General features: G+C 71.5%; 19 protein-coding genes. 16 read left to right on the top strand and 3 right to left on the bottom strand.

The genetic code is table 11. From position 1 onward, the window contains the following. Positions 1 to 61 precede the first annotated feature (61 nt). A complete protein-coding gene (locus OIE69_RS31990; protein WP_326577745.1) occupies positions 62 to 2,266 on the bottom strand; it encodes an elongation factor G-like protein EF-G2 in 2,205 nt (734 codons plus the stop codon). 249 nt (positions 2,267 to 2,515) lie between these two features. Here OIE69_RS31990 and pgsA point away from each other — a divergent pair, with 249 nt between their 5' ends. The 15 genes from pgsA to OIE69_RS32065 all read left to right on the top strand — a co-directional run bounded on the left by pgsA (position 2,516) and on the right by OIE69_RS32065 (position 17,817). After that, the gene (pgsA, locus tag OIE69_RS31995) at positions 2,516 to 3,175 is read left to right on the top strand and encodes a phosphatidylinositol phosphate synthase (protein ID WP_089227746.1); all 660 of its coding nucleotides are present in this window, start codon (positions 2,516 to 2,518) and stop codon (positions 3,173 to 3,175) included. Then, entirely contained in the window at positions 3,172 to 4,155 is a 984-nt protein-coding gene (locus OIE69_RS32000; RefSeq protein ID WP_326577746.1) for a phosphatidylinositol mannoside acyltransferase, read from the top strand. The genes pgsA and OIE69_RS32000 overlap by 4 nt, the downstream gene beginning before the upstream one ends. Next, positions 4,152 to 5,339: a glycosyltransferase family 4 protein gene (locus OIE69_RS32005; protein WP_326577747.1), complete on the top strand. Its 1,188-nt coding sequence runs from the start codon at positions 4,152 to 4,154 to the stop codon at positions 5,337 to 5,339. The genes OIE69_RS32000 and OIE69_RS32005 overlap by 4 nt, the downstream gene beginning before the upstream one ends. A gap of 86 nt (positions 5,340 to 5,425) precedes the next feature. Continuing rightward, the gene (locus tag OIE69_RS32010) at positions 5,426 to 5,983 is read left to right on the top strand and encodes a LemA family protein (RefSeq protein ID WP_326577748.1); all 558 of its coding nucleotides are present in this window, start codon (positions 5,426 to 5,428) and stop codon (positions 5,981 to 5,983) included. 149 nt (positions 5,984 to 6,132) lie between these two features. Next, the gene (gene pdxS, locus OIE69_RS32015; RefSeq protein ID WP_326577749.1) at positions 6,133 to 7,047 is read left to right on the top strand and encodes a pyridoxal 5'-phosphate synthase lyase subunit PdxS; all 915 of its coding nucleotides are present in this window, start codon (positions 6,133 to 6,135) and stop codon (positions 7,045 to 7,047) included. A gap of 86 nt (positions 7,048 to 7,133) precedes the next feature. Continuing rightward, the gene (gene pdxT, locus OIE69_RS32020) at positions 7,134 to 7,733 is read left to right on the top strand and encodes a pyridoxal 5'-phosphate synthase glutaminase subunit PdxT (RefSeq protein WP_089227751.1); all 600 of its coding nucleotides are present in this window, start codon (positions 7,134 to 7,136) and stop codon (positions 7,731 to 7,733) included. A gap of 61 nt (positions 7,734 to 7,794) precedes the next feature. Then, positions 7,795 to 8,547, top strand: a complete 753-nt coding sequence (locus OIE69_RS32025) for a YebC/PmpR family DNA-binding transcriptional regulator (RefSeq protein ID WP_326577750.1) — start codon at positions 7,795 to 7,797, stop codon at positions 8,545 to 8,547. 134 nt (positions 8,548 to 8,681) lie between these two features. After that, entirely contained in the window at positions 8,682 to 9,212 is a 531-nt protein-coding gene (gene ruvC / locus OIE69_RS32030) for a crossover junction endodeoxyribonuclease RuvC (RefSeq protein WP_326577751.1), read from the top strand. Then, the gene (gene ruvA, locus OIE69_RS32035) at positions 9,209 to 9,823 is read left to right on the top strand and encodes a Holliday junction branch migration protein RuvA (RefSeq protein ID WP_089227754.1); all 615 of its coding nucleotides are present in this window, start codon (positions 9,209 to 9,211) and stop codon (positions 9,821 to 9,823) included. Before ruvC ends, ruvA begins: the two co-directional genes overlap by 4 nt. 31 nt (positions 9,824 to 9,854) lie before the next feature. Continuing rightward, a complete protein-coding gene (ruvB, locus tag OIE69_RS32040; RefSeq protein ID WP_326577752.1) occupies positions 9,855 to 10,919 on the top strand; it encodes a Holliday junction branch migration DNA helicase RuvB in 1,065 nt (354 codons plus the stop codon). A gap of 160 nt (positions 10,920 to 11,079) precedes the next feature. Beyond that, positions 11,080 to 11,508 carry a preprotein translocase subunit YajC gene (gene yajC, locus OIE69_RS32045; RefSeq protein WP_326577753.1) on the top strand — a complete coding sequence of 143 codons (429 nt, stop codon included), beginning with the start codon at positions 11,080 to 11,082 and terminating at the stop codon, positions 11,506 to 11,508. Between the two features lie 103 nt (positions 11,509 to 11,611). Next, positions 11,612 to 13,372, top strand: a complete 1,761-nt coding sequence (gene secD, locus OIE69_RS32050) for a protein translocase subunit SecD (RefSeq protein ID WP_326577754.1) — start codon at positions 11,612 to 11,614, stop codon at positions 13,370 to 13,372. Beyond that, entirely contained in the window at positions 13,372 to 14,514 is a 1,143-nt protein-coding gene (gene secF, locus OIE69_RS32055; protein WP_326577755.1) for a protein translocase subunit SecF, read from the top strand. The genes secD and secF overlap by 1 nt, the downstream gene beginning before the upstream one ends. Before the next feature lie 55 nt (positions 14,515 to 14,569). Continuing rightward, the gene (locus OIE69_RS32060) at positions 14,570 to 15,130 is read left to right on the top strand and encodes an adenine phosphoribosyltransferase (protein WP_326577756.1); all 561 of its coding nucleotides are present in this window, start codon (positions 14,570 to 14,572) and stop codon (positions 15,128 to 15,130) included. Between the two features lie 215 nt (positions 15,131 to 15,345). Further along, positions 15,346 to 17,817, top strand: coding sequence for a RelA/SpoT family protein (locus OIE69_RS32065; protein ID WP_326577757.1), 2,472 nt, complete (start codon positions 15,346 to 15,348; stop codon positions 17,815 to 17,817). Between the two features lie 75 nt (positions 17,818 to 17,892). On the opposite strand, the gene OIE69_RS32070 is transcribed toward OIE69_RS32065, so the two are convergent. Together OIE69_RS32070 and OIE69_RS32075 are read right to left on the bottom strand one after the other, a co-directional pair. Continuing rightward, positions 17,893 to 19,122 (bottom strand): DUF349 domain-containing protein, encoded by a 1,230-nt coding sequence (locus OIE69_RS32070; RefSeq protein WP_326577758.1) that lies wholly within the window; start codon positions 19,120 to 19,122, stop codon positions 17,893 to 17,895. 220 nt (positions 19,123 to 19,342) lie between these two features. Then, a complete protein-coding gene (locus OIE69_RS32075) occupies positions 19,343 to 20,167 on the bottom strand; it encodes a peptidylprolyl isomerase (protein ID WP_326577759.1) in 825 nt (274 codons plus the stop codon). 188 nt (positions 20,168 to 20,355) lie between these two features. Between OIE69_RS32075 and OIE69_RS32080 the strand changes: the two genes are divergently transcribed. Beyond that, complete coding sequence (locus OIE69_RS32080; protein ID WP_326577760.1) at positions 20,356 to 21,072, top strand: MBL fold metallo-hydrolase; 717 nt, start codon at positions 20,356 to 20,358, stop codon at positions 21,070 to 21,072. Positions 21,073 to 21,082 lie beyond the last annotated feature (10 nt).

Genomic DNA, 21,082 nt, shown 5'->3' on the forward strand with positions numbered 1-21,082 from the left:
GCGTCATCGGCCCGGCGGAAGAAGATCGTTCCGCCGGGCCGCCGACCTCCCCCGTGAGGGGTTACCTGCCGGACTCCTGGGCGTGCTGCTCCCTCAGTCTCTGCGCCAGCTGAGGCGGCATCGGCTCGTGCCGGGCGTAACTGCGGCCGTACCGTCCGGTGCCGTGCGACAGCGACCGCAGGTCGACCGCGTACCGCCCGATCTCGATCTCCGGTACCTCGGCCCGCACCAATGTGCGTCCCAGGCCGACCGGTTCGGTGCCCAGCACCCGGCCGCGGCGCCCGGACAGGTCGCTCATGACCGGCCCGACGTACTCGTCGGGCACCATCACCCGGATCTCGCTGACCGGTTCCAGCAGGTGGATCCGGCACTGCGACGCGGCCTCGCGCAGGGCGAGCGCCCCCGCGGTCTGGAAGGCGGCGTCGGAGGAGTCCACCGAGTGCGCCTTGCCGTCGACCAGGACGATGCGGATGTCCTCGACCGGGAAGCCGAGGGCCACGCCCTTGGCGGCCTGGGCGCGCACGCCCTTCTCCACCGAGGGGATGAACTGCCGCGGTACCGCGCCGCCGACGACCTTGTCGACGAACTCGATGCCGGAGCCGACCGGCAGCGGCTCGACCTCGATGTCGCAGATGGCGTACTGGCCGTGCCCGCCGGACTGTTTGACATGCCGTCCGCGCGCCGTCGACTTCTCGCCGAAGGTCTCGCGCAGCGCCACCTTGTGCGGCACCGCGTCGACCTGCACGCCGTAGCGCGTGCGCAGCCGCTCCAGCGCCACGTCCATGTGGGCCTCGCCCAGGCACCACAGCACGACCTGCCGGGTGTCGGGGTTCTGCTCCAGCCGCATCGTGGGATCCTCGGCGACGAGCCGGGACAGGCCGACGGACAGCTTGTCCTCGTCGGCCTTGCTGTGCGCCTGGATCGCGACCGGCAGCAGGGGGTCCGGCATCAGCCAGGGCTCCATGAGCAGCGGGTCGTCCTTGGCGGAGAGGGTGTCGCCGGTCTCCGCGCGGGTCAGCTTGGCGACGCAGGCCAGGTCGCCGGCGATGCAGTGCGGCACCGTCCGCTGGTGCTTGCCGAACGGCGAGGACAGGGCGCCGACGCGTTCGTCGACGTCGTGGTCCTCGTGGCCGCGGTCCTCCAGGCCGTGGCCGGAGACGTGGACCGTCTCGTCGGGGCGCAGGGTGCCGGAGAAGACCCGCACGAGGCTGATCCGCCCCACGTACGGGTCGGAGGAGGTCTTCACGACCTCGGCGGCCAGCGGCCCGTCGGGATCGCAGGTGAGCTGTGCGTGCGAGGTGCCCTGGGGCGTGGTGACCTGCGGGACCTCGCGTTCCAGCGGCGTCGGGAAGCCGCCGGTGATCAGTTCCAGCAGCTCCACCGTGCCGATGCCCTGCTTGCAGCCCTCGGCGGCCGGCGCGGCGGCCAGCACGGGGTGGAAGGAGCCGCGCGCCACGGCGCGCTCCAGGTCCTGGATCAGCGTCTTGAGGTCGAGTTCCTCGCCGCCCAGGTAGCGGTCCATGAGGGTCTCGTCCTCGCTCTCGGCGATGATCCCCTCGATGAGCCGGGCGCGCGCGTCGTCCAGTTCCGGCAACTGCCCCTCGTCCGGCGGGCGCTCCTCGCGCTTGCCGGAGGAGTAGTCGTAGACCCGCTGCGACAGCAGGCCGATGAGCCCGGTCACGGGCGCGTGGCCGTCCGCGGTCTCCTCGCCGTGCAGCGGGAGGTACAGCGGCAGCACCGTGTCGGGGGAGTCGCCCCCGAAGGCCTCACGGCAGGTCTCGGTCATCTCGTCGAAGTCGGCCCGTGCCGCCTCCAGGTGCGTGACGACGACCGCGCGCGGCATGCCGACCGCCGCGCACTCCTCCCAGACCATCCGGGTCGCGCCGTCGACGCCGTCGGCCGCCGAGACGACGAAGAGGGCCGCGTCCGCCGCTCGCAGACCGGCCCTGAGTTCCCCCACGAAGTCGGCGTACCCGGGGGTGTCCAGCAGATTGACCTTGATCCCGTCCCACTCCACCGGTACGAGCGAGAGCTGTACCGAGCGTTGCTGACGGTGCTCGATCTCGTCGTGGTCGGAGACGGTCCCGCCGTCGGCCACGTGACCGGCGCGGTTCACGGTCCCTGTCGCCAGGGCGAGCGCCTCGACCAGTGTCGTCTTTCCGGAGCCACTGTGGCCGACCAGCACCACGTTGCGCACGTCCTCGGGCCGGCCGGCCGCCAATGCCCTTCCGGCGGCTCCCGGACCTGCATCTCTCCTGTCGCCCATGTGCCTCGCCTCCCGGTCCGTCATGGCATGGGGACTGGCGCCACGGGAGACCACCCGCCCAGGCGGTCTGCAGTGACGCCCGCGGTAATTCGACCTTCCCACGCCCGTCACGGTGCGTCCATACGTCGTACGTGCTGCGACAGGAAGGGAGCCACGGACCTGCGCCGGAACGCGCCTGGCTACGATGGGCCAGCCGGGCGGCCGAAAGGGGCCGCGCCGGGGCACCCACACCGAACCTCCGGGAAGGCCATGCTGAACAAGTACGCGCGTGCTTTCTTCACGCGTGTCCTCACACCGTTCGCCGCGTTCCTGCTGCGCCGGGGCGTCAGTCCCGACACGGTCACGCTGATCGGCACGGGAGGCGTGGTCGCGGGAGCGCTGGTCTTCTACCCCAGGGGCGAGTTCTTCTGGGGCACGGTCGTCATCACCCTGTTCGTCTTCTCCGACCTGGTCGACGGGAACATGGCCCGCCAGGCGGGCGTCTCCAGCCGCTGGGGCGCCTTCCTGGACTCCACCCTGGACCGGGTCGCCGACGCGGCGATCTTCGGCGGGCTGGCGCTGTGGTACGCCGGGGGCGGGAACGACCTGGCGCTGTGCGCGGTGACGATCTTCTGCCTCGCCAGCGGCCAGGTGGTCTCGTACACCAAGGCGCGCGGTGAGAGCATCGGACTGCCGGTCGCGGTGAACGGCCTGGTCGAGCGGGCCGAGCGACTGGTGATCTCACTGGTGGCCTGCGGTTTCGCCGGGCTCCACAAGTTCGGCGTCCCCGGGATCCAGTGGCTGCTGCCGATCGCCCTGTGGATCGTGGCCGTCGGCAGCCTGGTGACGCTGGTGCAGCGGGTGATCACCGTGCGCCGCGAGGCCTTCGAGGCCGACGCGGCGGCGCACGAAGGGAGCGGACGGGCGTGAAGGACGGGCTGACCGACACGCTGTACGGACTGGGCTGGGGCGCGGTCAAACGGCTGCCGGAACCCGTCGCGGCACGGCTCGGCCGGTCCATCGCCGACCTGGCCTGGAACCGCCGCGGCAAGGGCGTGCAGCGCCTGGAGTCCAACCTGGCCAGGGTCGTGCCCGACGCCGGCGAGGCGCGGCTGCGCGAGCTGTCGAAGGCCGGCATGCGCTCGTACCTGCGCTACTGGATGGAGTCCTTCCGGCTGCCGGCCTGGAGCAAGGAACGCATCCGCTCCTCGTTCGACTGCAAGGACCTGCACCTCCTCGAGGAGGGCCTGGCCTCCGGCCGCGGCGTCGTCCTCGCCCTGCCGCACATGGCCAACTGGGACCTCGCGGGCGCCTGGGTCACCACCAGGCTCGGGGTGCCCTTCGCCACCGTCGCCGAGCGGCTGAAGCCCGAGACCCTGTACGACCGCTTCGTCGCCTACCGCGAGGGCCTGGGCATGGAGGTGCTGCCGCACACCGGCGGCGCCGCCTTCGGCGCGCTGGCCCGGCGGCTGCGCGGCGGCGGCCTGGTGTGCCTGGTCGCCGACCGGGACCTGTCCTCCTCCGGGGTCCGGGTGAACTTCTTCGGCGAGGCCACCCGCATGCCCGCGGGCCCCGCCCTCCTCGCCCAGCAGACCGGGGCGCTGCTGCTGCCGGTCACCCTCTGGTACGACGACTCGCCCAACCTCCAGGGCCAGGTGCACGCCCCGATCGAGGTGCCGGAGGGCGGCACGCGGGCGGAGCGGACCGCCGTCATGACGCAGCGCCTGGCGGACGTGTTCGCCGCCGGCATCGCCGAGCACCCCCAGGACTGGCACATGCTGCAGAGGCTGTGGCTCGCCGACCTCGAACCCCGGGCCGACGGGCCGGCCGGGCAACCCGCGGGGGGCGGCGCGGCGTCCTCCCCGGTGTCCGGCGACCCCGCCGACCGCTCCGGAACGGAGAAGCCTTGAGGATCGGGATCGTCAGCCCGTATTCGTGGGATGTCCCCGGCGGCGTCCAGTTCCACATCCGCGACCTCGCCGAGCACCTCATCGCGCTCGGCCACGAGGTCTCCGTCCTGGCGCCGGCCGACGACGACACCCCGCTGCCGCCGTACGTCGTCTCCTCCGGACGCGCCGTGCCCGTGCCGTACAACGGCTCGGTCGCGCGGCTCAACTTCGGGTTCCTGTCGGCCGCGCGGGTGCGCCGCTGGCTCCACGAGGGGGCCTTCGACGTCATCCACGTCCACGAGCCCTCCTCGCCCTCGCTCGGCCTGCTGACCTGCTGGGCCGCGCAGGGGCCGATCGTGGCCACCTTCCACACCTCCAACCCGCGCTCCCGGGCGATGATCGCCGCCTACCCGATCCTCCAGGCGGCGCTGGAGAAGATCAGCGCCCGGATCGCGGTCAGCGAGTACGCCCGCCGCACCCTGGTCGAGCACCTGGGCGGGGACGCTGTGGTCATCCCCAACGGCGTCGACGTGCGCTTCTTCGCCGACGCGGAGCCCAAGACGGAGTGGCAGGGCGGGGGTTCCGCCGGCGAGGAGCGGGGCCGGACCATCGGCTTCATCGGGCGGATCGACGAGCCCCGCAAGGGCCTGCCGGTGCTGATGAAGGCCCTGCCGAAGATCCTCGCCGAGCGGCCGGGAACACGGCTGCTGGTCGCCGGGCGCGGCGACGAGGCCGAGGCCGTGGAGGACCTGCCCAAGGAGATGCGCGAGCGGGTCGAGTTCCTCGGCATGGTCAGCGACGAGGACAAGGCGCGGCTGCTGCGCAGCGTCGACCTGTACGTGGCGCCCAACACCGGCGGGGAGAGCTTCGGGATCATCCTCGTCGAGGCCATGTCGGCCGGGGCGCCGGTGCTCGCCAGCGACCTGGACGCCTTCCGCCAGGTGCTCGACGGGGGCGCGGCCGGCGAGCTCTTCCCCAACGAGGACCCGGACGCGCTGGCGGCCTCCGCGCTGCGGCTGCTGGGCGACGCCGAGCGGCGCGCGCAGCTGCGCGAGCTCGGTTCGCGGCACGTCCGGCGCTTCGACTGGTCGGTCGTGGCCGCCGACATCCTCGCGGTGTACGAGACCGTCACCGCGGGCGCCGCGTCGGTCGCCACCGACGAGCGGGTGGGCCTGCGGGCCCGCTTCGGCTTCGCGCGCGACTGACACCCGCGACCGGCACCCACCCGCGACCGGGGCCCGAGACCGGTGGCCCGGTGGCCCGGTGGCCCGTACCGGTCGCACCGGTAGCCTTGCGGCCCGTGACCACCTTCATCTGGGTCGCCGTGGCGCTGGTCGCCGTCGGCCTCTACCTGAGCTGGACCGCGGGGCGGCTGGACCGCCTGCACGCCCGTATCGACGCCGCCCGGGCCGCGCTGGACGCGCAGCTGCTGCGCAGGGCCTCCGTGGCGCAGGAACTGGCCACCGCGGGGGTGCTGGACCCGGCGGCGAGCATCGTGCTCTACGAGGCGGCGCACTCCGCCCGGCAGGCGGAGGACGAGCAGCGCGAGGTGGCCGAGAGCGAACTGAGCCAGGCGCTGCGGGCCGTCTTCGCCGAGTCCGACGCCGTCGACGCCGTACGGGCCGCCCCCGGCGGCGACGAGGCCGCCCACGAGCTCACCCAGGCGGTGCGCCGGGTGCCGATGGCGCGGCGCTTCCACAACGACGCCGTGCGCGCCGCCAGGGCGCTGCGCGCGCACCGCAAGGTGCGCTGGTTCCGGCTGGCCGGGTACGCGCCGCAGCCGGTGACCTTCGAGATGGACGACGAGCCGCCGGTCGTCCTGACCGTGGAGGGCGTGGCAGGCCACTGAGGAGCGATTGGCCCTTTTGCGGTCCACTTCGTGCGGTCCACCATGAAACACAGAGCAACCATCGGTGTTCCGCCGGACGACCCTGACAGGGGCCGGGAGACGCCGGGGGCTGCCACCGTCCCGCAGTTGAGTCCCCGAGTGAGGTCCCCGTGTCCACCACGCTTCCCAGCACCCCCGAGTCCCCCGAGACCGGCACCGCCCGCGTCAAGCGCGGCATGGCCGAGCAGCTCAAGGGCGGCGTGATCATGGACGTCGTCACCCCCGAGCAGGCCAAGATCGCCGAGGACGCGGGCGCCGTCGCCGTCATGGCGCTGGAGCGGGTCCCGGCTGACATCCGCAAGGACGGCGGCGTGGCCCGCATGTCCGACCCGGACATGATCGAGGGCATCATCGAAGCCGTCTCGATCCCGGTCATGGCCAAGTCCCGCATCGGCCACTTCGTCGAGGCCCAGGTCCTGCAGTCGCTCGGCGTCGACTACATCGACGAGTCCGAGGTCCTCACCCCGGCCGACGAGGTCAACCACTCCGACAAGTGGTCCTTCACCACCCCCTTCGTCTGCGGCGCCACCAACCTGGGCGAGGCCCTGCGCCGTATCGCCGAGGGCGCGGCCATGATCCGCTCCAAGGGAGAGGCCGGCACCGGCAACGTGGTCGAGGCCGTCCGTCACCTGCGCCAGATCAAGAACGAGATCGCCCGCCTGCGCGGCTACGACAACCACGAGCTGTACGCCGCCGCCAAGGAGCTGCGCGCCCCGTACGAGCTCGTCAAGGAGGTCGCCGAGCTCGGCAAGCTGCCGGTCGTGCTCTTCTCCGCCGGCGGTGTCGCCACCCCGGCCGACGCCGCGCTGATGCGCCAGCTCGGCGCCGAGGGCGTCTTCGTCGGCTCCGGCATCTTCAAGTCCGGCGACCCGGCCAAGCGCGCCGCCGCCATCGTGAAGGCCACCACCTTCTACGACGACCCCAAGATCATCGCGGACGCCTCCCGCAACCTGGGCGAGGCCATGGTCGGCATCAACTGCGACACCCTCCCCGAGGCCGAGCGCTACGCCAACCGCGGCTGGTAAGCGCCCCAGCGCCCCGCGACGGGCAGGCCGGCGACGGTCTGCCCATCGTCCGTTGCCCCGCCCGACGTCCCGGAAGGTCCCGCCCCGTGTCCAGCAGCCCCCCGACCATCGGAGTCCTCGCCCTGCAGGGCGACGTCCGCGAGCACCTGGTCGCGCTCGCCGAGGCCGACGCCCTGGCGCGTCCCGTGCGGCGGCCGGAGGAACTGGCCGAGGTGGACGGCCTGGTGCTCCCGGGCGGCGAGTCGACCACGATCTCCAAGCTCGCCACGCTCTTCGGCGTGATGGAACCGCTGCGCGACCGCATCCGGAACGGGCTCCCGGTCTACGGCACCTGCGCCGGCATGATCATGCTCGCCGACAAGATCCTGGACGGCAGGGACGACCAGGACACCTTCGGCGGGATCGACATGATCGTGCGCCGCAACGCCTTCGGCCGGCAGAACGAGTCCTTCGAGACCGCGGTCGAGGTCGAAGGTGTGGAAGGCGGCCCGGTGCAGGGCGTCTTCATCCGCGCCCCCTGGGTCGAGTCCACCGGCAGCGGCGTCGCCACGCTGGCGCGACTCGACGACGGCACCGTCGTCGCCGTCCGCCAGGGCAACCTGCTGGCCACCTCGTTCCACCCCGAACTGACCGGGGACCACCGGGTGCACCGGTACTTCGTCGACATGGTGCGCGCCGCCGGGTGACGCGATCCCGGTAGGATCGCAATGTTCGTGAAGCAATCGGTGACGTGAAGGAGACAGGCTGATGTCCGGCCACTCTAAATGGGCTACGACGAAGCACAAGAAGGCCGTGATCGACGCCAAGCGCGGCAAGCTCTTCGCGAAGCTGATCAAGAACATCGAAGTCGCCGCCCGTGCCGGCGGCGCCGACATCTCCGGTAACCCGACCCTCTTCGACGCCATCCAGAAGGCCAAGAAGAGCTCGGTGCCCAACAAGAACATCGACAGCGCGGTCAAGCGCGGTGCCGGTCTCGAGGCGGGCGGTGCCGACTACGAGACGATCATGTACGAGGGCTACGGTCCCAACGGTGTCGCGGTGCTCATCGAGTGCCTCACCGACAACCGCAACCGCGCCGCCTCCGACGTGCGCGTCGCCATGACCCGCAATGGCGGCTCCATGGCGGACCCGGGCTCGGTGTCCTACTTGTTCAACCGCAAGGGCGTCGTGATCGTGCCCAAGGGCGAGCTCAACGAGGACGACGTGCTCGGCGCGGTGCTGGACGCCGGCGCGGAGGAGGTCAACGACCTCGGCGAGTCCTTCGAGGTGCTCAGCGAGGCCACCGATCTCGTCGCGGTGCGCTCGGCGCTGCAGGACGCCGGCATCGACTACGACTCCGCGGAGGCCAACTTCGTCCCCACCATGCAGGTGGAGCTCGACGAGGACGGCGCCCGCAAGATCTTCAAGCTCATCGACGCGCTCGAGGACAGTGACGACGTGCAGAACGTCTTCGCCAACTTCGACGTCTCCGACGAGGTCATGGAGAAGGTCGACGCCTGATCCGTCCGCAGGACGCACGACAGGACGGCGGCCCGTGGGGATGACACACCCCCACCGGGCCGCCGTCGTTGTCGGTGGCACCCGATAGCCTCCAGGAACCCGCTGAACGGCTGTCCGAGGGAGGGAGGGGTGCGGTGCGTGTGCTGGGCGTGGACCCGGGGCTGACCCGGTGCGGCGTCGGCGTGGTGGACGGGGTTCCGGGCAGACCGCTGCGCATGGCGGGGGTCGGCGTCGTCCGCACCCCGGCGGACGCCGACATCGGCCACCGACTCGTGCTGATCGAGCGCGGCATAGAGGCCTGGCTGGACGAGTACGCGCCCCAGGCGGTCGCCGTGGAACGGGTGTTCAGCCAGCACAACGTGCGCACCGTGATGGGCACCGCCCAGGCCAGCGCGGTCGCCATGCTGTGCGCCGCCCGCCGCGGGCTGCCGGTCCACCTGCACACCCCCAGCGAGGTCAAGGCAGCCGTCACCGGCAGCGGTCGGGCCGACAAGGCACAGGTCGGCGCCATGGTCACCCGGCTGCTGCGGCTCGACGCACCACCCAAACCCGCCGACGCCGCCGACGCACTGGCGCTCGCCATCTGCCACATCTGGCGCGGCACCGCGACCAACCGCCTCCAGCAGGCCGTCGCCCGAGCACGAACCCAGGAGCCCAGCACATGATCGCCTTCGTCAGCGGGCCGGTCGCCGCCCTCGCCCCCGACACGGCCGTGATCGAGGTCGGCGGCATCGGGATGGCCGTCCAGTGCTCCCCGGGCACCCTCGCCGCCCTGCGCCTGGGGGAGCCGGCCCGGCTCGCCACCTCCCTCGTGGTCCGCGAGGACTCCCTCACCCTGTACGGCTTCGCCGACGACGACGAGCGCCAGGTCTTCGAACTGCTCCAGACCGCCAGCGGCGTCGGCCCCCGCCTCGCCCAGGCCATGCTCGCCGTGCACAGCCCGGACACGCTGCGCACGGCCGTCGCCACCGGCGACGAGAAGGCCCTCACCGCCGTCCCGGGCATCGGCAAGAAGGGCGCCCAGCGGCTGCTGCTGGAGCTCAAGGACCGCCTCGGCGCTCCCGTCGGCGGAGCGGGCGCCGCACGTCCCGCGGTGGCCGCAGGGCCCGCCTCGTGGCGCGAGCAGCTGCACGCAGCGCTGATCGGCCTGGGCTACCAGCCGCGCGAGGCGGAGGAGGCCGTGGCCGCCGTGACGCCGCAGGCGGAGGCGAGCGCCGAGCCGCAGGTCGGGGCCCTGCTGCGGGCCGCCCTGCAGACCCTGAACCGAGCCCGCTGACCGTAGCCCGCCGAGCGTAAGGCGCACCGAAGTGAACTGGGACGACGAGTCCGTACCGACCACCGCCGACCGTCTCGTCGGCGCCGCCGCCGACGGCGAGGACCAGGCCGTCGAGGCGGCGCTGCGGCCCAAGGCGCTGGAGGAGTTCGTCGGCCAGGAGCGGGTCCGTGAGCAGCTCGACCTGGTGCTCAAGGCCGCGCGCCGGCGCGGCGGCACCGCGGACCACGTGCTGCTCTCCGGTGCCCCCGGGCTCGGCAAGACGACCCTGTCGATGATCATCGCGGCGGAGATGGGCGCCCCGATCCGCATCACCTCCGGCCCCGCCATCCAGCACGCCGGGGACCTGGCGGCGATCCTGTCCTCACTCGCCGAGGGCGAGGTGCTCTTCCTCGACGAGATCCACCGGATGTCGCGGCCCGCCGAGGAGATGCTGTACATGGCGATGGAGGACTTCCGGGTCGACGTCATCGTCGGCAAGGGGCCCGGCGCCACCGCCATCCCCCTCGAACTGCCGCCGTTCACCCTGGTCGGCGCCACCACCCGGGCGGGACTGCTGCCGCCGCCGCTGCGCGACCGCTTCGGCTTCACCGGCCACATGGAGTTCTACGCCCCGGCCGAGCTGGAGCGGGTCATCCACCGATCCGCGCGGCTGCTCGACGTCGACATCGAACCCGAGGGATCCGCCGAGATCGCCGGCCGCTCCCGGGGCACGCCGCGTATCGCCAACCGACTCCTGCGCCGCGTAAGGGACTTCGCGCAGGTCAAGGCCGACGGCGTGATCACGCGCGAGGTCGCCGAGCAGGCGCTGGAGGTGTACGAGGTCGACGGGCGCGGCCTGGACCGGCTGGACCGCGCCGTGCTGCGCGCCCTGCTGGGGCTCTTCGGCGGCGGCCCGGTGGGGCTGTCGACACTGGCGGTGGCCGTGGGGGAGGAGCGGGAGACGGTGGAGGAGGTGGCCGAACCGTTCCTGGTGCGCGAGGGGCTGCTGGCGCGCACACCCCGTGGCCGGGTCGCCACTCCCGCCGCGTGGGCGCACCTCGGCCTCGTGCCGCCACAGGGCGGCGGACCCGGGCAAGACGGGCTGTTCGGCCCTTGACGGCGGGGAGACTCGCCGCCGCAGGAACCTCGGTGTAATGCTTGGCGTTGTTCCACCGGCGAACGAACGCTTAGACTCCGCCGACGTCGTCCCTCCGGGACCGACGCCACAATCCCGTAGACCAGGCCCCAGCGGCCGTGCGAAGGATCGTCAAGACACCATGAATCTGGTTCAAATCCTGCCTTTCGTCCTGATCATCGGTGTCATGCTGCTGATGACCCGCTCCGCGAAGAACAAGCAGCGCCAGGCCACGCAGATGCGTGACCAGATGGCCCCCGGTTCGGGTATCCGGACGATCGGCGGCATGTACGCCGTCGTCAAGGAGGTCAACGAGGACACGGTCCTGCTGGAGCTGGCCGACGGCGTCCACGCGCACTTCGCGAGGAACGCCGTCGCCGCGGTCCTCGACCAGGCCGAGTACGACCGCATCGTGCACGGCATCGACCCGGAGCCCGAGCTCGAGGCGCAGGGCGCCGAGGACGTCGACGACGCCGAGAAGGCCGACGCCGACGAGGCCGTCGACCTGAGCAAGTCCGCCGACGAGGCCGCGACCGAGAACGCCAAGACGGACGGCACCGACAAGAAGTAACGGCCCGCCCGGTACTTTTCCAGGGTCGGCAAGTCCGTACTACTCATCGTGCCGCTCCGCTGCGCGCAGGTCGCAGGGCGGTTGGACAGGGAGAATCGAGAAGGTGGCAGCACCGAAGAGGGGCCGTAGGCCCTCGGGGAGCCAGGGATACCCCGGGCGGGCGCTGGCAGTGATCCTGCTGGCCATCGTGGCGCTCACCGGAGGGATGTTCCTCTCCGGCCACACCACCCCCCGGCTGGGCATCGACCTCGCCGGCGGTACGAGCATCACGTTGACGGCCAAGAGCGACCAGGTCGGCGCGATCAACAAGACCAACATGGAGACCGCCAAGTCGATCATCGACCGGCGTGTCAACGGTCTGGGTGTCTCGGAAGCCGAAAGCCAGATCCAGGGCGACCGGAACATCATCGTCAACATCCCCAAGGGCACCAACGCCGCGCAGGCCGAGCAGCAGGTCGGCACCACCGCCCAGCTCTACTTCCGGCCCGTGCTCGCCGAGGTGGCCAACACCCCGGCGACCCCGGCCTCGCCGAGCGGCAGCCCCTCGGGCTCGCCCTCCTCCCCGGCGTCGCCGTCCGCGAGCGCCTCGACCGGTGCCAAGGTCTCCGGCTCCCCGTCCGCGAGCGCCTCGACGCAGGGCCGCGCCGTCACCGACGCGCTGAAGGCCTCGTCGACGCCGTCCGCCCCCGCCTCGGGCGCGCCCTCGCCGAACCCGTCGCCCTCGGCGAGCACCGCGGCCCCGGGCAGCGCGCTGGACACCTCGATCCCCGAGGACCTGCAGGCGAAGCTCGCCGCGCTGGACTGCTCCGACGCGAAGACGCGCGCCAACCTGAACCTCAAGGCCAAGCCGACCGACAAGATCGTCGCGTGCAACCAGGACGGCACCGCCAAGTACGCCCTCGGTCCCGCCGCGGTCGACGGCAAGAACGTCAGCAAGGCCGCCGCGCAGTTCGACACCCAGGGCGGCAACGGCTGGGTCGTCACCCTGAACTTCGACGGCGCCGGCTCCAAGGCGTTCTCGAAGATCACCTCGCAGCTGTCCCAGCAGCAGCCGCCGAACAACCAGTTCGCGATCGTGCTGGACAACGAGGTGGTCTCCGCCCCCTCGGTGAACCAGACCCTGAGCGGCAGCGCCGAGATCTACGGCAGCTTCACCCAGGAGAGCTCGGAGGAGCTCGCGAACGTCCTGTCCTACGGTTCGCTTCCGCTGACCTTCGACAAGTCGGACGTCACCAAGGTGTCGGCGGCGGTCGGCGGCGAGCAGCTGCACGGCGGTCTGATCGCCGGCGGCGTCGGCCTCGCCCTGGTCGTGCTCTACCTGGTCGCCTACTACCGCGGCCTGAGCTTCGTGGCGATCCTGAGCCTCATCGTCTCGGCGATCCTCACCTACGAGATCATGACGCTGCTCGGCCCGGCCATCGGCTTCGCGCTGAACCTGCCCGCGGTCTGCGGCGCCATCGTCGCCATCGGCATCACCGCCGACTCGTTCATCGTCTTCTTCGAACGCATTCGTGACGAGCTGCGCGAGGGCCGCTCCCTGCAGCCGGCCGTCGCCCGCGGCTGGCCGCGCGCCCGCCGCACGATCCTCGTCTCGGACTTCGTGTCGTTCCTGTCCGCCGCCGTGCTCTTCGTCGTCTCGGTCGGCAAGGTGCAGGGCTTCGCGTTCACCCTGGGCCTGACGACGCTGCTCGACGTGGCCGTGGTGTTCCTCTTCACCAAGCCGCTGATGACGATCCTGGCCCGCAAGAAGTTCTACGCCGGCGGACACCCCTGGTCCGGGCTCGACCCGCGCGCCCTGGGCGTCAACCCCCCGCTGCGCCGCACCCGCCGCCCCGCGGCCCGTACCGACGTCAAGGAGGCCTGATGTCCCGGCTCGGTAACCTCGGGCACCGCCTGCACCGAGGCGAGATCTCCTACGACTTCGTCGGCCACCGCAAGCTCTGGTACGGCGTCTCGGTCCTCATCACCATCGCGGCGATCGTCGGTCTCGCCGTGAACGGCCTCAAGCTCGGCATCGAGTTCTCCGGTGGCGCGGTCTTCACCACCCCGAAGACCGAGATGTCGGTCAGCCAGGTCCAGGAGAAGGTCGCCGACAACACCGGCGGGCACCAGGCCATCGTGCAGAAGCTCGGCTCCGGCGCCGTCCGCATCCAGATCAGCGACATCTCGCTCAACGAGGCGAAGGAGATCCAGGGCGAGATCGCCACGGATCTCAACGTCAAGGCGAACGACATCGACCCGCAGATCATCGGTCCGAGCTGGGGCGACGAGATCTCCAAGAAGGCCTTCCAGGGCCTGGTGATCTTCATGGTCCTGGTGACGATCTACCTGGCGATCGCCTTCGAGTGGCGCAAGGCCGTGGCGGCCCTGATCGCCCTCATCCACGACCTCACGATCACCATCGGCGTGTACGCGATCGTGGGCTTCGAGGTCACCCCCGGCACGGTGATCGGTCTGCTGACCGTCCTCGGCTACTCCCTCTACGACACCGTCGTCGTCTTCGACGGTCTGAAGGAGTCCACCAAGGACATCACCAAGCAGAACCGCTACACGTACAGCGAGCTGGCCAACCGGAGCCTCAACCAGACCCTGGTGCGTTCGATCAACACCACGGTCGTGGCGCTGCTGCCGGTGGCGGGCCTGCTCTTCGTCGGTGGCGGCCTGCTCGGCGCCGGCATGCTCAACGACATCGCCCTGTCGCTCTTCGTCGGCCTCACCGCCGGTGCGTACTCCTCGATCTTCATCGCGACCCCGCTGGTCGCCGACCTCAAGGAGCGCGACCCGCAGATGAAGGCGCTGCGCAAGCGCGTGCTCGCCAAGCGCGCCGCCGACGCCCGCCGTGGCGGCGACGCCGAGGACGAGCAGCAGGACGCTTCCCCCGCGGACGGGGACGCGGACGGCGGGTCGGACGAGGACACCCACGCGGGCGCCGTCGTCGGCAGTCAGCGCACCCAGCCGGCCCGCAACAACCGCGGCCGCAACCGTCCCTCCGGCAAGCGCCACTGAGGACGGGGCGGACGACGGACGAGACACAGCGGACGAGCACCGAGGAACCCAGGCGATGACCACGACGGACGCCACCCCGGAGGGGTTGCGCAGCCTGCTGCTCAGCCGTATCCGGGACGTGCCCGACCACCCCAGGCCGGGCGTGATGTTCAAGGACATCACTCCGCTGCTGGCCGACCCCGCGGCGTTCAACGCGCTGATCGACGCCCTGGCCGGGCTCTGCGTCCGGCACGGCGCCGACAAGGTCGTCGGCCTCGAGGCGCGCGGGTTCATCCTCGCCGCCCCGGCGGCCGCCCGCGCCGGGCTCGGGTTCGTGCCCGTGCGCAAGGCGGGCAAGCTGCCCGGGGCGACGCTGGGCCAGGCGTACGAGCTGGAGTACGGCACCGCCGAGATCGAGGTCCACCAGGACGCCTTCTCGGCCGGTGACCGGGTCCTGGTCATCGACGACGTGCTCGCCACCGGCGGCACGGCCCAGGCGTCCCTGGAGCTGATCCGCCGCACCGGCGCCGAGGTCGCGGGCGTCGCGGTCCTCCTGGAGCTGGGCTTCCTGGGCGGCCGCGCCCGCCTCGCCCCGTCCCTCGCCGGCGCCCCCCTGGAGGCGCTGATCGCCGTCTGAGCCACTGGCTCGCCGGAGGCGGGCTCCCGGCCGCGGAAGCGGCGCGGGAGCCCGCCTCCGGGCGTTTCGGGGGGGGTCCACGGGGCGGACGGGACGCGGTTCACCCGATCAGATCGCTACCATGGTGTCTCGGAACTTCCCTCCTCGCCCGTCTTCCGGCCGGGAGGGGACCAGAAGGAGTGCCCTTGCAAGAAGAGGCCAGGCAGGCTCAGCCGATGACCGCCGCAGACGGGAAGAAGCAGGCGGCTTCCCTCTCCACGGCTCCTCCCGTCGCGCCCGCCGCACCGGCCGCACCTGCGGAGGGCAAGGCCGCCAAGCCCGCTCCCGCCGCCCCGGCGGCCCCTGCCGCCCGGCCCGTACGCACTCCCGGGAGCGTGGCCCCGAACCGGCCCGCCACCTCGTCCAACCGCGTCCGTGCCCGCCTCGCCCGGCTCGGTGTGCAGCGGTCCAGCCCGTACAACCCGGTCCTGGAGCCCCTGCTGCGCATAGTGCGCAGCAACGACCCCAAGGGCGATTCGTCGCAGCTGCGCCAGATCGAGCGCGCCTACCAGGTCGCCGAGCGGTGGCACCGCGGGCAGAAGCGCAAGAGCGGCGACCCGTACATCACGCACCCGCTCGCGGTCACCACGATCCTGGCCGAGCTGGGCATGGACCCGGCGACGCTGATGGCCGGGCTGCTGCACGACACCGTCGAGGACACCGAGTACGGCCTCGACGCGCTGCGCCGCGACTTCGGCGACTCCGTCGCCCTGCTGGTGGACGGCGTCACCAAGCTGGACAAGGTCAAGTTCGGCGAGGCCGCGCAGGCCGAGACGGTACGCAAGATGGTCGTCGCCATGGCGAAGGACCCGCGCGTGCTGGTCATCAAGCTCGCCGACCGCCTGCACAACATGCGCACCATGCGCTACCTCAAGCGGGAGAAGCAGGAGAAGAAGGCCCGCGAGACGCTGGAGATCTACGCCCCGCTGGCGCACCGGCTGGGCATGAACACCATCAAGTGGGAGCTGGAGGACCTCGCCTTCGCGATCCTCTACCCCAAGATGTACGACGAGATCGTCCGGCTGGTCGCCGAGCGCGCCCCCAAGCGGGACGAGTACCTGGCGGTCGTCACCGACCAGGTGCAGCAGGACCTGCGTGCCGCCCGCATCAAGGCGACCGTCACCGGCCGCCCCAAGCACTACTACAGCGTCTACCAGAAGATGATCGTGCGGGGCCGGGACTTCGCCGAGATCTACGACCTGGTCGGCATCCGCGTCCTCGTCGACACCGTCCGCGACTGCTACGCGGCGCTGGGCACCATCCACGCGCGGTGGAACCCGGTGCCGGGGCGGTTCAAGGACTACATCGCGATGCCCAAGTTCAACATGTACCAGTCGCTCCACACGACGGTCATCGGGCCCAGCGGCAAGCCGGTCGAGATCCAGATCCGCACCTTCGACATGCACCGCCGCGCCGAGTACGGCATCGCGGCGCACTGGAAGTACAAGCAGGAGGCCGTCGCCGGCGCCTCCAAGGTGCGCACCGACAGCCCGAAGTCCGCCAAGAAGGACGACGCCGTCAACGACATGGCGTGGCTGCGGCAGTTGCTCGACTGGCAGAAGGAGACGGAGGACCCGGGCGAGTTCCTGGAGTCGCTGCGCTTCGACCTGTCCCGCAACGAGGTCTTCGTCTTCACCCCCAAGGGTGATGTCATCGCGCTGCCCGCCGGTGCGACCCCCGTCGACTTCGCGTACGCCGTCCACACCGAGGTCGGACACCGCACGATAGGGGCGCGGGTCAACGGCCGCCTGGTACCGCTGGAGTCGACCCTCGACAACGGCGACACGGTGGAGGTCTTCACCTCCAAGGCGGCGGGCGCCGGCCCGTCCCGCGACTGGCTCGGCTTCGTCAAGTCCCCACGCGCCCGCAACAAGATCCGCGCCTGGTTCTCCAAGGAGCGCCGCGAGGAGGCCGTCGAGCAGGGCAAGGAGGCCATCGCCCGGGCGATGCGCAAGCAGAACCTGCCGATCCAGCGGGTACTCACCGGCGACTCCCTGGTCACCCTCGCCCACGAGATGCGCTACCCCGACATCTCCGCGCTCTACGCGGCGATCGGCGAGGGGCACATCACCGCGCAGTCCGTCGTGCACAAGCTCGTCGAGGCACTGGGCGGCGAGGAGGGCGCGACCGAGGACATCGCCGAGGTCACGACCCCCTCGCGCAGCCGCACCAAGCGGCGCTCGGCCGCCGACCCGGGTGTGATCGTCAAGGGCGAGAAGGACGTCTGGGTCAAGCTGTCCCGCTGCTGCACCCCGGTGCCGGGCGACCCGATCATCGGCTTCGTCACCCGCGGCAACGGCGTCTCCGTGCACCGGGCCGACTGCGTGAACGTCGAGTCGCTCTCGCAGCAGCCCGAGCGGATCATCGACGTCGAGTGGGCACCGACCCAGTCCTCGGTCTTCCTGGTCGCCATCCAGGTCGAGGCGCTGGACCGGTCCCGGCTGCTGTCGGACGTCACACGCGTCCTGTCCGACCAGCACGTCAACATCCTGTCCGCCGCCGTGCAGACCTCCCGCGACCGGGTGGCCACCTCGCGCTTCACCTTCGAGATGGGCGACCCCAAGCACCTCGGGCACGTCCTGAAGGCCGTCCGCGGCGTCGAGGGCGTCTACGACGTCTACCGCGTGACGTCGGCGCGCCAGCGCTGACGCAGACACGGCGAAGGGCCCGTACGCCTCGCGTACGGGCCCTTCGCCGTGGTCCGGGTGATGCCCGGGTGAAACTCAGCCGCCGAACTCGTCCAGGGACTTGAGCGCCTGGTCGAGCAGCGCCTGGCGCCCGTCCAGCTCCCGCTGCAGCTTCTCGGCCTTGGCGGTGTTCCCCGCCGCCCGCGCCGCCTCGATCTGCTCACGCAGCTTGTCGACGGCCGCCTGCAGCTGCCCGGTCAGGCCCGCGGCACGAGCCCGCGCCTCGGGGTTGGTGCGGCGCCACTCGGACTCCTCGGACTCCTGGATCGCGCGCTCCACCGCGTGCATGCGGCCCTCGATGCGCGGCCGGGCGTCGCGCGGCACGTGGCCGATGGCCTCCCAGCGCTCGTTGATGCCGCGGAAGGCCGCGCGCGCCGCCTTCAGGTCGGTGACCGGGAGCAGCTTCTCGGCCTCGATGGCCAGCTCCTCCTTCAGCGTGAGGTTCTCGCGCTGCTCGGTGTCGCGCTCGGCGAAGACCTCGGAGCGGGCCGCGAAGAAGACGTCCTGGGCGCCGCGGAAGCGGTTCCAGAGGTCGTCCTCCGCCTCGCGCTGGGCGCGGCCGGCGGCCTTCCAGTCGGTCATCAGCTCGCGGTAGCGCGCCGCCGTCGGACCCCAGTCGGTGGAGCCGGACAGCGCCTGCGCCTCCTCGACCAGCTTCTCCTTGCGGCGGCGGGCGTCCTCGCGCTGCGCGTCGAGCGCCGCGAAGTGGGCCTTGCGCCGCTTGGAGAAGACCGAACGGGCGTGGCTGAAGCGGTGCCACAGCTCGTCGTCGGTCTTGCGGTCCAGCCGGGGCAGGCCCTTCCAGATGTCGACCAGGGCGCGCAGCCGCTCGCCGGCGGCCCGCCACTGCTCGCTCTGCGCCAGCTGCTCGGCCTCGGTGACCAGGTCGTCCTTGGCCGTCCTGGCCTCCTCGGAGGCCTTGGCCTTGGCGACCTTGCGCTCCTCGCGGCGCGCGTCGACCTGCTCGGTCAGCGCGTCCAGCCGCTTGCCCAGCGCGGCCAGGTCGCCCACGGCGTGCGCCTCGGTCACCGCGGTGCGCAGGTGCTCGATGGCGGTCAACGCGTCCTTGGGGGCCAGGTCGGTGGTCTTCACCCGGCGTTCGAGGAGGCCGATCTCGACGACGAGGCCCTCGTATTTCCGCTCGAAGTAGGCCAGCGCCTCCTCAGGGGAGCCTGCCTGCCACGAGCCGACTTCGCGCTCGCCATCGGCCGTACGCACGTACACGGTCCCCGTCTCGTCGACGCGGCCCCACGGGTCGCTGCTCACAGCGCCTCCTCCACGTGATGCCCGGCCGTCGCACGGCTCGCGGGCATCGTCCACAGTTCCATTCGGCCGGGCCGTGCCCAGGCCGGTCCGACGGTCCGCTCACATCCATGGTGCAGCCGTCGAAGCAGGCACCCTACACAACGCCAACATAGGCGACCGGTGCCCCGGCTGTCCGCATCCCGCACCCGCGAAATTAACCCGCGGGTGCGGGACGCGGCGGTCAGGACTTCCCGACCGTCGCCTTGTTGATCACCACGGTGGCGTTCGGGGCGCCGTCACCGGCGCCGGTCGACTCGCCCGCGGCGGAGATCTTGTCCAGCACCTTCATGCCGGCCGCGCTGATCGTCCCGAACGGGGTGTAGTTCGGCGGCAGCGGGCTGTCCTTGTAGACCAGGAAGAACTGGCTTCCGCCGGTGTGCGCCTGCCCGGTGTTGGCCATCGCCACCGTGCCCGCCGGGTACGCACCGCCGGCGATCTCCTTCGCCTTCAGGTTCTCGTCCGGGATGGTGTAGCCGGGACCGCCCGTGCCCTGGCCCGTCGGGTCGCCGCACTGCAGCACGTAGATGCCGCTGGTGGTGAGCCGGTGGCACTTGGTGTGGTCGAAGTAGCCCTTGCCGGCCAGGAACGCGAAGGAGTTGACCGTGTGAGGGGCGTTCTTCGCGTCGAGGTCCAGCGCGATGTCGCCGCAGGTCGTCTGCAGCGCGAGGGTGTACTTCGCCGCGGTGTCGACGGTGACCGCGGGCTCCTTCTTCCACTGCTCCGTGCCGGGACTGCCCTCGGCCGGCTTGGCGCAGGGGTCGGGCGCCTTGCTCGGCTCCGCGGGGGTGGGGGAGACGTCCGCGGAAGCGGCGTCGTCCTTCTTGGCGTCCGGGCCGAAGGCGCCGGCCGCCCAGGCCGTGGCGCCCGCCGCCAGGACGACCGCGAGCACGGCGGCGACCACCGCGTTGCGCCGCACGGTCTTGCGTTGGGCCTGCACACGGCGCTCGTGCTGCCGCTCGAACTTGTCCCGGGCGAGCTGGCGCCGCCGCTGATCCTTGGTGACCACTGAGCCGTCTCCCGATGCCTTCTGCTCGTCACGTCCGAATGTGAGTACGCCGCCGATCTTCGCGCCCGGCGCGCCCCCCAGTCCAGCGACGTTACTGGTTCGCGATGGCCGCGTTCGCGCCGGTAGGCTCGTGGGGCCGCCGTTGTGCGGACGACCTGCCGAGAACGACAGCCGACAGAAGGACGAACGTGCTCATTGCCGGGTTCCCCGCCGGGGCCTGGGGCACCAACTGCTACGTGGTCGCCCCCGCCGCCGGAGAGGAGTGCGTGATCATCGACCCGGGCCACGAAGCGGCCCAGGGCGTCGAGGACACGCTCGCCAAACACCGTCTCAAGCCCGTCGCCGTCATCCTCACCCACGGCCATCTCGACCACACGGCATCGGTCGTCCCGGTCTGCGGGGCCCATGGCGTCCCGGCCTGGATCCACCCGCGGGACCGCTACATGCTGAACGATCCGGAGAAGGCCCTCGGCCGCTCGATCGGCGCGCAGCTGCTCGGCGACCTCACCATCGGCGAGCCCGACGACCTGAAGGAGCTCACCGACGGCAGCACGCTGGCGCTCGCCGGTCTCGAGCTGTCCGTGGCGCACGCGCCCGGCCATACCAAGGGGTCGGTGACGTTCAGGCTCCCGGAGACGACCGAGATCCCCTCGGTGTTCTTCTCGGGCGACCTGCTGTTCGCCGGCTCCGTAGGCCGCACCGATCTGCCCGGCGGTTCCATGGACGAGCTCTACGTGTCGCTGGCCCGTGTGTGCCTGCCGCTCGACGACTCGACCGTGGTGCTGTCCGGCCACGGACCCCAGACGACCATCGGCCGTGAGCGCGCCACCAATCCGTATCTGGCGGAGGTGGCCCGCGGCCTCGGAGGGGACGACCACCCGTCCCCTCCGCGACGAGGAATGTGACGAGAGACCT

The organism is Actinacidiphila glaucinigra (assembly GCF_035918135.1).
GTDB lineage: Bacteria > Actinomycetota > Actinomycetes > Streptomycetales > Streptomycetaceae > Actinacidiphila > Actinacidiphila glaucinigra.